Here is a 12,516-nt window from a genome sequence, read left to right as displayed (position 1 = left end):
TGCCTACAGACTCAAGAGGGTTTTCATGATCATGGTTGATCACATTTCCGAGAGACGTTTGATGCGTGCGGAACTCGCGCGGCGGACGGGCTGCAACCTGGAGACCATTCGCTACTACGAGAAAATCGGCATGATGCCAGCCCCCCCACGCACGGCCGCTGGCTATCGTATCTATGATGATGCGCACGTTTCGCGCCTGCGCTTCATCTTGCGCGGCCGGGAATTGGGGTTCTCCATCGGGGACTTGCGTGGGCTTTTGCGTCTAGTCGACCGGGGGACTCAGACTTGTGCCGAGGTGAAGGTGCTTACGGAACAGCATCTGTCCGATGTGCGCACCAAGATTGCGGACCTCAAACGAATTGAGAAGGTACTAGCCGCAACGGCGGCGCAGTGCTCCGGCGAACAGGTGCCGGAGTGCCCGGTATTGGAGGCTCTAGCGTCTTGATCGGGACAGTCTTTGTCTATATCGGCGACGTTGCCGAGATTGCTGTGTGCTTCGTGGCCTGCGCCATAATGGTGGTTCAACCCGTCTGATAGAGCCTGACGCAATCGGGTACCCCGTTAAGTCGTCGGGAAGCTAGCATGGGGCAGCCCAAATGGGCTTGGCAAACGTCCGTAGTGGGTCAGGCAGCAGGCCAGATCCCTGGCTACTTCGCCGGCGGCCGTTAGCCATCCAGCAAATGTAGTGGTACAGCACTCTCCTGATAGCCGGACTCTCACAAACCTTGGACGATTGTCGGCATTTGCGTCTACGACGGTTGTGTGCTGTCGAAGACCTAAATCCGCACCGCATTAGCCTTGCATGGTAAACGTACCGCCAACCCGATTTACCGGGCTTAGCCGATAATCGCAGTTCACGGGCTGGAAAGTCCTCGCGGGCGCCAAGGATGGTCTCGTGGCGAATGCCGCCAAGGCCAGTACATCGAACTTCTGTCCGCCTTGGTCCGGAATTTCCTATCTCGACTGAACCGCCCGCCTGATTGCCGAGAGCAGCGCCGTAGACGGTTACACGGTGGGAGTCGGCGATTCCATTATCACAACTGAATAGCACCGGATAGGCCGGATTTCCCCGGCATCCAGCTAGGCAGCCAGTTTGTTGCGTCAATAGAGCCGGTCGCATCAGACAATGGCAATGCCCCTCAAAACCGGCGCGTCGCCGAACGCGCTCGGCGAGATCATCTTCCTATATTAGACGATTGTGGAGAGGTTGGAGCTCGCCGCGTAGACGGTAGTGGCGTTACTGTGCTGCTGCACGGGATGGGGCATTAATCCAATGATGCGACATCTTACACCTCGACAGCTCAAAGCCTGCACCATATAAGGTGATATGCATTTTCGCACCCGCATCTTCACGCTTGCCATAATCGCCCTCTTCGCGACAGGCGCAGTCGTTCATTCGGTGGGTGCGAACAGTATGTCGCTCAAAATGGCCGTGGCTGACATTGGCGGAGTTGGCATGGAAATCTGCCAAGGGTGTGGCACCGACGTTGATAGAGAAATGAGCGAACCGACTTGCGAAATCGTTTGCACGGTCGCTTTCGCTGCCAGCCTCAGCCAGGTCGATACGTTCAGCCCCCGCATTGCTGAGTTGGCTACGCTACAATTGGTGGAACACCTGACAGGCTGGACCGGTCTGCCTGAACCTTACCCTCCCCGAACTCTCATCTGATCCAACGCGGGTCGAGGCGCGCCTCGTTCATTGCGTTCTGACGCGATTTCCGAGCCTTTGCGCCGGCTATCGCCGCTGACCTCATGCACGGATCAAGATCTGCGCGTGTGACGCGATACAGACACCAGATGAGACCACAACAATGTCACCAATCCACACCTCGGCGCTGTCACGGCGAAGCCTGCTGACAGCGCTTGCCGCCGGCTCGGCGAGTCTTGCAATGCCGATCATTATGACAAAGGCTGCGCGCGCCGAAACCAAGGCGTTCTCGCTGCGCGCCGCACGCGGCAGGGCACGTCTCGTACCCGAGCCGCACGGCGAAACCCCGGCCTGGTGCTACAATGGCGCCGTTCCCGGCCCCGAGATCCGCGTGCGACAGGGCGAGCGCCTGCGCATCACGGTCGAGAACGCCCTGGCCGAGGAAACTACCGTCCATTGGCACGGGGTGAGGCTACCGAATGCGATGGACGGCGTGCCGCACCTGACTCAACGCCCGATCGCGGCGGGCGATACCTTCGTTTACGAGTTCGACGCGGTCGATGCCGGAACGTTCTGGTACCACCCCCACCAGCGTAGCTTCGAGCAGGTCGGGCGCGGCCTCTACGGTCCGATGATCATCGAAGAGACCGAACCCCCTCGCGTGGACCGCGATATAACCTGGGTCATCGACGATTGGCGGCTGACGCAATCCGCCGAGATCAGCGAGGATTTCGGCAACCGCCACGACATGAACCACGGTGGCCGGGTCGGCAATACCGCTACGATCAACGGCCGCGTGCCGGATACGTTTGCAGTGCGTCGCGGCGAGCGGGTGCGGTTGCGGCTCATCAACGCCGCGAATGCGCGCATCTTCGGCCTCGACTTCCAGACTCACGCGCTCAAGGTCATCGCGCTCGACGGCCAGCCGGTCACCCCGCACCAACCAACGGACGGTCTGGTCGTCCTCGGCCCTGCCATGCGTGCCGACCTCATCCTCGACATGACAGGCGAGCCGAGCAGCCGAGTCTCGGTTGTCGACCGGTTCTATAAGGGCCTCGAATACCGGCTGGTCGATCTCGCCTATGACGAAGCGCCGCTGAGGGAATACACGCCCGACTGGCCCATCGCCCTGCCGGCCAACCCGCTGCCCGAGCCGGATCCCGGCACGGCCCGTCGGCACGACGTCGTTTTCAACGGTGGCATGATGGGCGGCATGGTGATGCGCGAGATGGGCGGCAGCATGGGCGAAAGCGGCTCAGGCGGCATGGGGGGAACTATGGGCATGATGCACGGTAACGGCATCTGGTTCATCAACGGCAAGGCTGCCGAAGGCCATGTCCTCGATCCGATGCTGACGCTTGACCGCGGCAAGAGCCATGTGATCGCGATGACCAACGCGACAGCCTGGCATCACCCGATCCACCTACACGGCCACTCCTTCCGGGTGATCTCGCGCAACGGCGCCAAGACGACCCACCGCGAATGGCAGGACACGGTGCTGATGGCGCCCCGAGAGAAAGTCGAGATTGCCTTTGTCGCCGACAATCCCGGCGACTGGATGTTCCATTGTCACATTCTCGAACATCAAGCTGGCGGGATGATGGGTGTCATCCGCGTCGTCTGACCTAGAAAACCAAGGAGAGAACCATGCGCAAAACCGCTATCGCCGCATTTACCGCCACCATGTTGGGTGTCGCCGGCTATTTAACTCTGGGCACTAAGGCACAGGCCGAAGAGGTGACCCTCTACAAGAACCCGCAATGCGGCTGCTGCGAAGTCTATGCCGAGTATCTGCGAGAAAATGGCTTCACAGTCACCGTCGAGCCGACCCATGAACTCGTCCCGATGAGCCGCGCGGCCGGCATCCCTGACGATTTCCAGGGCTGCCACCTCGCCTTCATCGACGACTACGTTGTGAGCGGCCATGTGCCCGTGGAAACGGTCAATCGCCTGCTGGACGAGCGGCCGGACATCAAGGGCGTGACCTTGCCCGGTATGCCGCTAGGTTCGCCCGGCATGAGCGGCGTCAAGACCGCTCCCTTCACCATTTACGCCGTAGGTGACGATCAACCGTCCGTCTACGCGGTCGAATAAGGAGAGTTTTCGATGAACAACGCACCGACCGAGATGGGCATGAGCGGTCAGATGATGGACTGCATGGGCGGCATGATGATGTGGGGCATGGGTCTCGTCGGACTGCTCGTAGTCGCGCTGCTCGTGCTGGGCATCGCCGGGCTGATAAAATATCTGTTCGTCGACGCTCGGCGTCGGAACGATCATGGCTGAGATGTTCCGAAGCAGGACGGGCTCTCAACGTCGGACTGTCTACCGGCTCGTCTTCGCGGCTCCCGTAGTGCTTTTCGGCATCTTGGCCATCGCCCTTGGATGGAGCCTCACGCAGAACGCAAGAGACATCCCTTCGGCGCTGATCGGCAGGCCTGTGCCTGAGTTTACCTTGCCGCCCGTCGAGGGAAGGACACTGGGGCTATCCAGCGGTGATCTGCACGGCGAAGTGTCGCTCGTCAACGTCTTCGCCTCCTGGTGCACGGCCTGCCGCTACGAGCATCCGCTGTTGATGGACCTCGCCCGGCGCGGTGTCGTGCCGCTGCACGGCCTGAACTACAAGGACCGGCCGGCGGACGCCGCAGCATGGCTCGACGAGCTGGGCGATCCCTACACCCGCTCCGGTGCCGACCGGGACGGCCGGGTTGCCATCGATTGGGGTGTCTATGGCGTCCCCGAGACCTTCGTCGTCGATGCAAATGGCCGCATTGCCTTCAAGCAAATCGGCCCGGTGACGCGCGAGGTTCTTGAAAACACGATCCTACCGCTGGTGGAACGCTTGCGGACGGAATAAGTGGAGACACAACCATGAAGACCATTTCCATTGCCGTGCTCGCCCTCTTTCTTGGGTTGGGGACTTCCGTAGCGGCTGAGCCGTCGGCGATGCGCCTGCACGAGACGCCGCAGCCCGTCCCCCGAATCGACTTCACAGGCGGGAGCGGTGCACCGCACACGCTGGAAGCCTGGCGGAGCAAGGTGGTCCTTCTCAATGTCTGGGCCACCTGGTGCGGACCGTGTCGCGCCGAGATGCCTACGCTCGACCGACTGCAAGCAACGTTGGGTGGCGAGCACTTCGAGGTTCTGGCGCTGTCGATCGACCGTGCGGGAGCCGACTTGGTCCGTGAGTTCTTCGACGAGATCGGTATCGAGCATCTGGGCATCTTCGTGGACAAGACGGGTAAGGCCTCCCGCGATCTCAAGATCTTCGGGCTTCCGGGAACGTTGCTCATCGGACCGGACGGCCGGGAACTCGGCCGGCTGATCGGGCCGGCGGAATGGGACACGCCGGAAATGATTGCCTTCTTCGAGACCGTGATCGCCGACCATACAGGAAAGGAAACGAACCCATGACCAGTGAAGGCAGACCCGAGGACGCCGTCCCGCCAGCGGCGCCACGCGCTTTTCCGTCCTGGCTGACAAAGCGGCGGATTCTCATGCTCGCTGGAGCCGCGGTCGTCGGCCTCGGGCTCGTGCTGAACTGGAGTTGGCTGACGGCGATCGGCGCCGCGCCGATCCTGCTCACCCTCGCCCCGTGTCTTGCCATGTGCGCGCTCGGCCTGTGCATGCGCGGCGGCGGCACGGCCGCTTGCCAGACCCGCGGCAAACCATCCGTCAGGACAGAAGCGCCCGACGTTATCGCTCGGCGTTCCGAAGAACGCTGAGATTTTCACACGAGAAAGGAGAACGACCATGCGTAATACCCTGAAAACCTTGGCTGTTGTCGGCGGATTGTTCGTCGCGACATTCCCTGCGCTCGCCGACGAACAACGGCCGCATCAGGCAGAAGGACAGATGCCGGGCATGATGCAGGGCGAAAACGGAATGTCCGGAATGATGGGCATGATGCAGATGATGCAGCAGATGGGTCCGATGATGGAGCAATGCCGCGAGATGATGGCGGCCATGACGAACCACATGAAATCGGGCCCGCACGCAACGGAGTCCGACGAGGGCTGACTGTCATGCGCCCGCTCGGGCTTTGGGCTCTCTCGGCCCGAGCGGGCGTGCTTCGAGGTAATTCAATGACTTCTCGCACATTCCCAAAACTGGCCCGGGTTCGATACGCCCTCTGGGGTCTCACCGTCGTCGCGGCGTCCGTATTTGCCGGCCTATACATGAGAGGGACACCGGCACCGCAGGAAGGCCGGCAGGCCACGCAAATCGGTGAAGCGGCGATCCGCTCGGAATTCACGCTGACTGACCACACCGGAGACCGCGTCACCGAGGCCGACTTTCTGGGTCGCTGGCAATTGGTATTCTTCGGGTTCACCTATTGCCCCGATGTTTGTCCCACGACGCTGGCCTACATGGCGAGCGTCCTGGACACACTCGAAGCGACGGCGGACAGAATCGCGCCTCTGTTCATCACAGTCGATCCTGCGCGGGATACGCCGACAGTAATGGCCGACTATGTATCGGCATTCCATCCGAAACTCACCGGCTTGACCGGTAGTGAAGAGGATGTCGCCGCTGCGGCCCATGCCTTTCGCGTCTACTACGAACGGTTGGAGGAAGGCAGCGCCCAAGACGGCTATCTCATGGCGCATTCGGGCCACATCTACCTCATGACCCCCGAGGGGCGGTTCGAGACCACCTTTCTTGAAGGCGATCAACCCCCGGAAGAGGTGGCTCGGAAAATCCAGGACGTCATAGAGAGGTACGGAAAATGAGAGCTGCTCTATTGATCGTCGCTGTTTTGGCGTTTTCGCCAGTATCCGCGATGGCCGACGAGACCGTGAGGATTGTGGAGCCCTGGGCCCGTGCCACCATTCTCGCATCCCGTCCCGGCGCCGTCTATCTGACCATTGAGAGTACGCGCGACGACCGGTTGCTGTCGGTTGAGAGCCCTGTTGCCGACCGGGTGACGATCCACACCACTGAGAACAACGACGACGTCAATCGGATGGTGCTCCTCGACGCATTGAGTTTGCCGGCGGGCGAGCGGGTCGTGCTCGCGCCAGGCGGCACACATCTGATGTTGATGGGCCTGAGCGAGCGGCTGACCGAAGGTGCGCGGTTTCCTATCACCCTGCGTTTCGATCAGGCTGTCGAGGTCACAGTCACTGTCCCTGTGCTCGGCGTCGGGGCCAACGGGCCGGAAGAGGATATGCAATGAAATACCTCGCCATTCTGGGCCTACTTGTAGCAGTCATGCCGGCGTTCGCCCATCACCCCGGCGAACGATTGGACGAGGTGATGGCGAACAAAGAACCCGCCTTCGAACCGACGGATACCCGGTCGATGCCGGATCTGGCGCTGACCGATGAGCAAGGCGCCAGGCTGACCTTTCGCGATCTGCGGGAAAGCATCGTTGTCCTGAGCTTCGTGCCTCGCGATTGCGGGGCTCCCTGTGTGGAACAACAGGACAACCTCGCCTCGGTGCAGGAGCAAGTGAACATCACGCCCATGAAGCAGATGGTGACGTTCCTGACGATCCGTGATCGCAAAACCTCCAACGGTGCACCTTGGGATAACGCGAATTGGCGATCAGTGGCGCCCCAAGACGAAGTGGTGGCCGAAAGCGCCCGCCGCTTCGCGACTTTGAGCGATCGAAACCCATCGTCCCCGCTCGTTCACGTGATCGATAGGGGTAGCCGGCATGCCGGCCTGTTTCACGGAACCGAATTCCAACAGATCAACCTCGTTCGCTATATCAACGGCCTGACGAACGCGCCCCCGGCCGGTGACGAACCAGAACCCGACACTTGGTGGAATAGCCTCATGGGGGTGTTCAAATGAGCGTTTCCGGGTCAGCGAGTACGTACGGTCCTGGCAACCAGTCAATCTCATGGCTGAGGGCCTTGCGCCGGTACATCTTCTTTGTCGCCCTCGCAAACCTAATCTGGGAGTTCGCACACCTGCCGCTATACACGCTCTGGGAAACTGGGACAGCTGAAGAGATCGTCTTCGCTGCCGTTCATTGCACCGGCGGCGATATACTCATCGCACTCAGCACCATCATGTTGTCCCTGTTCCTGTTCGGCACGGGGGCATGGCCTGGCAAACGCCGGCTGCCTGTCGTCGCGGCCACTGTCCTCTTTGGGGTAGCCTATACGATCTTCAGTGAGTGGTTGAATATCGAGGTCCGGGAGGCTTGGGCCTATGGCGACCTGATGCCTGTGATTCCCGTTCTGGAGGCCGGTCTAAGCCCAGTCTTGCAATGGATCATCGTCCCGCTCGCCGGCTTCCGTTTTGCCACGGCGTTCCCGGTGGTGCCTCCTTGTGGGAATGTGACCGACGATGCTTGAGCTATCCGGAATTGGCTTGATCGCCGCATTCCTGGCCGGCGCCGTATCGTTTGTATCGCCCTGCGTCCTGCCTTTGGTGCCGGGCTATATCTCCTATGTCGCCGGACAAACGGCGGGCGCGACCGTTGTCGAATCGTCCCATCGTCGACGACAGGCACTGAGCATGGGCCTTTACTTTGTTCTTGGGTTTTCCACTATTTTTATGGCTCTTGGCGCGAGCGCGACCGCGCTGGGTCAGATGCTGTTAGGCTACCGGTACGGGCTCAATCTCGTTGGCGGCGCCATTATCATCCTGTTCGGTATGTTCTTGATCGGCATGGCAAAGATCACGATGCTGCAACGAGATTTCCGGTTCTACCTTTCCATTCCTGGCGGGCGGCCACTATCTGCCTATGTTCTTGGTCTCGCCTTCGGTTTCGGCTGGACGCCCTGTATCGGGCCAATCCTTGGTGCCATTCTGACTGCAAGTGCAGCCACTGCAACAGTGCCCGAGGGCGTCGCTCTGCTTGGCATCTATTCGGCGGGCCTAGGAGTGCCGTTCCTGCTCACAGCCACTTTTACTAATTGCCTGACACGGCACCTTCGCACGATCAGTCGAGTCGGCCATCGGCTGCATCAGTTTGCGGGGCTGGTAATGATAGCAATGGGGCTTGCCATGATAACTGGGCAGCTTTCGGCGCTGTCCTATTGGCTGCTCGAGGCATTTCCATCACTCGGTCGCATCGGATAACATTCGAAATTGGACCAGCGTCTCAAAATCGAGCATTCTAGCTTAGTAGATATCGTAAATTTCCCACATGCGTATGTAGATTTTTGCGTCGTCACGAGTTGTGTGACCAAGAGCGGCCAATAGAACAGCGTCCCGTCCACACCTTTGATTCAAATCAACTGATAGTCGTCGATACCATCATATTGAATCAATCCAGAACGTGAAGGGTTCTCTTGTGCGCCAAGCCATCAAGAGCCTAACGTTAGATGGTCCCGTTCATGACCGAACGTTACCGTCCTGACGTGTCACGTGGCATGGGCAGTTCCTCGAAGGCTTGGCGAATGATCTGGACTGCGGACCATGAAAACAGCCCTGCCATGACGGCTGCGACAACGAGGTCGGGCCACCCCGTTCCCGTGCCCCAAACGCCGATCGCCGCGAGCATAACAGCGATATTGCCGATGGCGTCATTGCGGCTGCACAGCCAAACCGAGCGGACATTAGCGTCGCCGTCCTTGAACCGCATTAGGATAACGACACTGGCCATATTGGCGGCAAGCGCAAGAAATCCAATTGCCCCCATAACCTCCGCCTTGGGCACGCCGATGAGGAAGGCCTGATAAATCGAGCTGCCGAGAACCCAGACGCCCATCCCACCAAGGCTTAGCCCCTTGAACACCGCAGCAAGCGACCGTGCCCGGATAGACATGCCGATGACGCAGAGGCTCAGGGCATATGTCGCTGTATCGCCAAGGAAATCGAGTGCATCGGCCTGTAGCGCCTTCGATCCCGCTAACGCACCGGCGGAAATCTCGACAACGAACATCGCTGCGTTAATAGCGATAACCGCCCACAGCGCACGGCGAAACGCAACCGACGCGCCATCGAACTTTGCTTCCGATCCGCAACACCCACCACTCATTTTTACTCAATCCTCTTGTCATATCCCGATTGAGTTCACAAAGTAATTGCTACAGCCACTGTAGGTTCAAGAGGAAAATTGCATGCCCACTTCGCTAACCATCGGCAGGGTATCGAAGGCGACGGATTGCAAGGTTCAGACGATCCGCTACTACGAAGATATCGGACTCATTCCGCCACCCGATCGATCGGGCGGGAATCAGCGGGTGTACGAGCCCCGACATGTCGAGCGAATTCGGTTCATTCGGCACGCCCGGGAACTTGGGTTCTCGCTTACCGCTATCCGCGATTTACTCAGTCTTTCGGACAATCCTCAGCATTCATGTGAGGCCGCTGATATGATCGCCCGGGAACAGCTGGTCGAGGTCAAACACCGGATCGGTCGATTGCAATCTTTGAAAACGGAACTGGAACGCATGATCGATCAATGCAGCGGCGGCAAGGTTTCAGACTGCCGGGTGATCGAGGTCCTCAGCGATCACAACGAATGCGTCTCCGATCATGGGTCCGCGACGACGTGACGAATGTCCGCGATGGGTCAAGCAGCGAGCCGGGCTGCAGGCCCCTTTCGCCTCCGCCCGTTCGTTAGGAACCGACTCCCCCGAAACACGGAAGAACACTTGGTCTGCATCCCAGTTTAGGAAGGAGGCCTGAAAATACCTAAGGGCTCTTCAGTGATCCAACATGATTGTCTGAGCGGGTCGCATCAGAGCCTGCGCAACTGGAACATTCCGATCATTCTGCAGGGGCAAATGCCTTCGTCGGTAAGAAAGATTAAGGTGGCAATCACGTCGAGGCCAACCCTAAGTACGTGTGCGAATTTTCAGAAAGCTTTGAATTTCCTCGTATCGCACATGTACGTCGGCAGAAGCTTGATAGTATCGAAAGAGCTCTTTTACCGGCGAAGCCAGATCTTTGTATGCAGTTAGTACAGCAACCAGTGCACCAAGCGACAAGCGACCCTCGATCACAAGAACGCCGCCGATCGTGTAAAAGAAGAATGGCGTCAATTGACCGATGAAGTTGTTTAAAGATTTCATGAAGAACTTTCGCTCGTGAATACGAAAGCGAATGCTTTGGAGTTGGCGAAAAGAACGAAATAACGCCTCCTGCCGCTTATCTTCGGAATGCGTCACATCACTCACCAAAGCCCCAAACCGTCGAACCTCGCGAACCCGCTCTCTCGCCAATTCGTTAATGCGAGCCTGGAGCCGCGGTACAATCAGGATTTGAACCGGTAGAAGCGCAAGGGCTGCCCCACCAAGTATTGGGTCCTGCATTAACATAAAAAATATGATTGTCAGGAACGTACCGCCTTGAAAAACCGGCAATACGAGCGCCTCTCCTGCAAAACCTCCGATGGGCTCAACTTCCTGAGCCGCGACAGGAATAAAATCTGCGCCATGCCCGCGGCCGGGGCCTCGTTGCCAGATGCGATAGGTTAACAGACGTAGTCGGCGGGCAAATATCTCAGACACCCGTCCCGCCTTTACGTTGACCTGATATTTCAGGAACCCGTTCAGAGCTACAACCGCCAGGAACGCTGCGCATAACAACGCCAAGAGAGTGATCTGGTCGACGCTTATTCCAAAGTACTCGACTGGAAAATGGCCTGACTCGATCGCGTTGTTAATGATCAACTTTGGCAACTCAAGTGTCAGATACAGAATTGGGAGAGACGCAGCCGCCCAGACGATTAGGGCGATTTGGGGTCCTTTCGTGCTTGAAAGAATGAATGCCAGGAGCGGTCTCTCTAGCGAAAACGGGTTTTGAACCCGCTTGAATAGGTGTCTGCGTTGTTGCCGCCGAAAGATTCGTCCAATCGCTACAATGCCGGGTATTCCCGCGACAGCAAGCAATGCGGCTGGCAAACCAAACATGATGAAATGGGTGACCAGATGGATTGACCAGTGATAGTCGTTTCCCAGCAACGCAGTGAGGCTGTGTCCGGCCAGATGCATATCGTTCAACAACTGGACGCTTGTCATAGCGTGACCTTCCTCGAGACGGTCGCCCGTTGGCCGACACAATCATTTTTCCCAAGAGCGACAGACAGATCGACATGCCTGCTCCGAGCGTCATGAGTATAGCCATAACGTTTTTGCCCGTAGTTCCGGCGAATCCCACCGTGGCAACACGTCACTATTGGGTCTCCCCAAACGGGGTCTCAATTTTGCTGTTTAGGTTCGTTTGGGCAGGTGCTGTTCGGATCATTGAGAAGGCAGTGGCAGCAATCGCGACCGCGATAGCGATCGCGGCAATTAACCGGAATGAGGACACAGTAAGGAACTCCTTCAGACACAGGAAATGGAGGTACGATTGAATTTTTTGAGCCATCCGCCGACCGCGCGTCTTTGAAGCGCCTCACGTCAAGTAGAAGGCGTCCAAGACAGTGATTTCCGGCAGATGGAAAGTGGGCGTTGATTAAACGCGAGGAGGCTTCTTTGGGCTATCCTCGATAAATGTCGCAGGCCGAACATCGGAAGCGAAATAATCGGCCCGTACAAACAAGGCCGATGAAATGATTCCATTTGCAATGTCGAGCAACGGGGCCGTACACACAATCATGCAAAGCCCCTGATCGTGGTCTGAGTGCCGTTCGTGATTCTTCTCCGCCGAGGACATATCCGCGGGACTAGCGACAGTGCCGTGATGACCCTCAATGTGAGAGTTGCTCATTAGCGGAGCGTTTGTTGCAAAGAGAAATGCAATTGCAATCAATGCCCCGGCAATTCTGAAAAATGGGCGCATCAGAACCTCCACCACGCAAGATAGTCTTAGCCATTCAATTCACAAGGAGTTTCTGACGGGCGAAACTGAACTTTTCTCCTGCTCCTAGCCATGCGGAACAGGTTGGAAACGGCGAGGCATCCAGAAGCGAACACGCAAGCCGGGCAATTCAAACGCACCAGTGCTGTCTTTAAAAT

Annotated in this window: 16 protein-coding genes; 14 read left to right on the top strand and 2 right to left on the bottom strand. The window is 58.4% G+C overall.

What is annotated here, in order from left to right; all coding sequences use genetic code 11:
- The first annotated feature begins 31 nt into the window (after positions 1 to 31).
- The 13 genes from R8L07_21835 (at position 32) to R8L07_21775 (ending at position 8,689) form a co-directional block, all read left to right on the top strand.
- Complete coding sequence (locus tag R8L07_21835; protein ID MDW3208184.1) at positions 32 to 445, top strand: helix-turn-helix domain-containing protein; 414 nt, start codon at positions 32 to 34, stop codon at positions 443 to 445.
- Positions 446 to 1,811: 1,366 nt separating this feature from the next.
- A complete protein-coding gene (locus R8L07_21830; GenBank protein MDW3208183.1) occupies positions 1,812 to 3,272 on the top strand; it encodes a multicopper oxidase family protein in 1,461 nt (486 codons plus the stop codon).
- A 59-nt stretch (positions 3,273 to 3,331) separates the two neighbouring features.
- The gene (locus R8L07_21825) at positions 3,332 to 3,742 is read left to right on the top strand and encodes a DUF411 domain-containing protein (GenBank protein ID MDW3208182.1); all 411 of its coding nucleotides are present in this window, start codon (positions 3,332 to 3,334) and stop codon (positions 3,740 to 3,742) included.
- A 12-nt stretch (positions 3,743 to 3,754) separates the two neighbouring features.
- Positions 3,755 to 3,934, top strand: a complete 180-nt coding sequence (locus R8L07_21820) for a hypothetical protein (protein ID MDW3208181.1) — start codon at positions 3,755 to 3,757, stop codon at positions 3,932 to 3,934.
- Position 3,935: 1 nt separating this feature from the next.
- Positions 3,936 to 4,505 (top strand): DsbE family thiol:disulfide interchange protein, encoded by a 570-nt coding sequence (locus tag R8L07_21815; GenBank protein MDW3208180.1) that lies wholly within the window; start codon positions 3,936 to 3,938, stop codon positions 4,503 to 4,505.
- Between the two features lie 14 nt (positions 4,506 to 4,519).
- Entirely contained in the window at positions 4,520 to 5,062 is a 543-nt protein-coding gene (locus R8L07_21810; GenBank protein ID MDW3208179.1) for a TlpA disulfide reductase family protein, read from the top strand.
- Positions 5,059 to 5,373, top strand: coding sequence for a hypothetical protein (locus tag R8L07_21805; protein MDW3208178.1), 315 nt, complete (start codon positions 5,059 to 5,061; stop codon positions 5,371 to 5,373). Before R8L07_21810 ends, R8L07_21805 begins: the two co-directional genes overlap by 4 nt.
- Before the next feature lie 28 nt (positions 5,374 to 5,401).
- On the top strand, positions 5,402 to 5,668 hold the full coding sequence (locus R8L07_21800; GenBank protein ID MDW3208177.1) for a hypothetical protein: 267 nt from the start codon (positions 5,402 to 5,404) through the stop codon (positions 5,666 to 5,668).
- 65 nt (positions 5,669 to 5,733) lie between these two features.
- Positions 5,734 to 6,381 (top strand): SCO family protein, encoded by a 648-nt coding sequence (locus R8L07_21795; GenBank protein ID MDW3208176.1) that lies wholly within the window; start codon positions 5,734 to 5,736, stop codon positions 6,379 to 6,381.
- A 50-nt stretch (positions 6,382 to 6,431) separates the two neighbouring features.
- Positions 6,432 to 6,827: a copper chaperone PCu(A)C gene (locus tag R8L07_21790; GenBank protein ID MDW3208175.1), complete on the top strand. Its 396-nt coding sequence runs from the start codon at positions 6,432 to 6,434 to the stop codon at positions 6,825 to 6,827.
- Positions 6,824 to 7,450 (top strand): cytochrome-c oxidase, encoded by a 627-nt coding sequence (locus R8L07_21785; GenBank protein MDW3208174.1) that lies wholly within the window; start codon positions 6,824 to 6,826, stop codon positions 7,448 to 7,450. Before R8L07_21790 ends, R8L07_21785 begins: the two co-directional genes overlap by 4 nt.
- A complete protein-coding gene (locus tag R8L07_21780) occupies positions 7,447 to 7,959 on the top strand; it encodes a hypothetical protein (GenBank protein MDW3208173.1) in 513 nt (170 codons plus the stop codon). Before R8L07_21785 ends, R8L07_21780 begins: the two co-directional genes overlap by 4 nt.
- Positions 7,952 to 8,689, top strand: a complete 738-nt coding sequence (locus tag R8L07_21775) for a cytochrome c biogenesis protein CcdA (protein ID MDW3208172.1) — start codon at positions 7,952 to 7,954, stop codon at positions 8,687 to 8,689. The genes R8L07_21780 and R8L07_21775 overlap by 8 nt, the downstream gene beginning before the upstream one ends.
- Before the next feature lie 268 nt (positions 8,690 to 8,957).
- On the opposite strand, the gene R8L07_21770 is transcribed toward R8L07_21775, so the two are convergent.
- Positions 8,958 to 9,590 (bottom strand): cation transporter, encoded by a 633-nt coding sequence (locus R8L07_21770; GenBank protein ID MDW3208171.1) that lies wholly within the window; start codon positions 9,588 to 9,590, stop codon positions 8,958 to 8,960.
- Positions 9,591 to 9,672: 82 nt separating this feature from the next.
- On the opposite strand from R8L07_21770, the gene R8L07_21765 reads away from it, so the two are divergent.
- Positions 9,673 to 10,110 carry a helix-turn-helix domain-containing protein gene (locus tag R8L07_21765; protein MDW3208170.1) on the top strand — a complete coding sequence of 146 codons (438 nt, stop codon included), beginning with the start codon at positions 9,673 to 9,675 and terminating at the stop codon, positions 10,108 to 10,110.
- Between the two features lie 282 nt (positions 10,111 to 10,392).
- Here R8L07_21765 and R8L07_21760 read toward each other — a convergent pair whose 3' ends face one another.
- Positions 10,393 to 11,577, bottom strand: coding sequence for an ABC transporter ATP-binding protein (locus R8L07_21760; GenBank protein MDW3208169.1), 1,185 nt, complete (start codon positions 11,575 to 11,577; stop codon positions 10,393 to 10,395).
- Between the last annotated feature and the right edge of the window lie 939 nt (positions 11,578 to 12,516).

This window comes from Alphaproteobacteria bacterium (assembly GCA_033344895.1).
In the GTDB taxonomy this organism is placed as follows: Bacteria; Pseudomonadota; Alphaproteobacteria; order UBA8366; family Aestuariispiraceae; genus Pacificispira.
The sequence above is the reverse complement of the archived record's forward strand: the minus strand, read 5'-3'. Positions and strand labels throughout refer to the sequence as shown.

Coding starts and splice junctions, on each gene's coding strand:
- R8L07_21835 (MDW3208184.1), top strand. CDS start 32: ATGGTTGATCACATTTCCGAGAGACGTTTGATGCGTGCGGAACTCGCG.
- R8L07_21830 (MDW3208183.1), top strand. CDS start 1,812: ATGTCACCAATCCACACCTCGGCGCTGTCACGGCGAAGCCTGCTGACA.
- R8L07_21825 (MDW3208182.1), top strand. CDS start 3,332: ATGTTGGGTGTCGCCGGCTATTTAACTCTGGGCACTAAGGCACAGGCC.
- R8L07_21820 (MDW3208181.1), top strand. CDS start 3,755: ATGAACAACGCACCGACCGAGATGGGCATGAGCGGTCAGATGATGGAC.
- R8L07_21815 (MDW3208180.1), top strand. CDS start 3,936: ATGTTCCGAAGCAGGACGGGCTCTCAACGTCGGACTGTCTACCGGCTC.
- R8L07_21810 (MDW3208179.1), top strand. CDS start 4,520: ATGAAGACCATTTCCATTGCCGTGCTCGCCCTCTTTCTTGGGTTGGGG.
- R8L07_21805 (MDW3208178.1), top strand. CDS start 5,059: ATGACCAGTGAAGGCAGACCCGAGGACGCCGTCCCGCCAGCGGCGCCA.
- R8L07_21800 (MDW3208177.1), top strand. CDS start 5,402: ATGCGTAATACCCTGAAAACCTTGGCTGTTGTCGGCGGATTGTTCGTC.
- R8L07_21795 (MDW3208176.1), top strand. CDS start 5,734: ATGACTTCTCGCACATTCCCAAAACTGGCCCGGGTTCGATACGCCCTC.
- R8L07_21790 (MDW3208175.1), top strand. CDS start 6,432: ATGGCCGACGAGACCGTGAGGATTGTGGAGCCCTGGGCCCGTGCCACC.
- R8L07_21785 (MDW3208174.1), top strand. CDS start 6,824: ATGAAATACCTCGCCATTCTGGGCCTACTTGTAGCAGTCATGCCGGCG.
- R8L07_21780 (MDW3208173.1), top strand. CDS start 7,447: ATGAGCGTTTCCGGGTCAGCGAGTACGTACGGTCCTGGCAACCAGTCA.
- R8L07_21775 (MDW3208172.1), top strand. CDS start 7,952: ATGCTTGAGCTATCCGGAATTGGCTTGATCGCCGCATTCCTGGCCGGC.
- R8L07_21770 (MDW3208171.1), bottom strand. CDS start 9,590: ATGAGTGGTGGGTGTTGCGGATCGGAAGCAAAGTTCGATGGCGCGTCG.
- R8L07_21765 (MDW3208170.1), top strand. CDS start 9,673: ATGCCCACTTCGCTAACCATCGGCAGGGTATCGAAGGCGACGGATTGC.
- R8L07_21760 (MDW3208169.1), bottom strand. CDS start 11,577: ATGACAAGCGTCCAGTTGTTGAACGATATGCATCTGGCCGGACACAGC.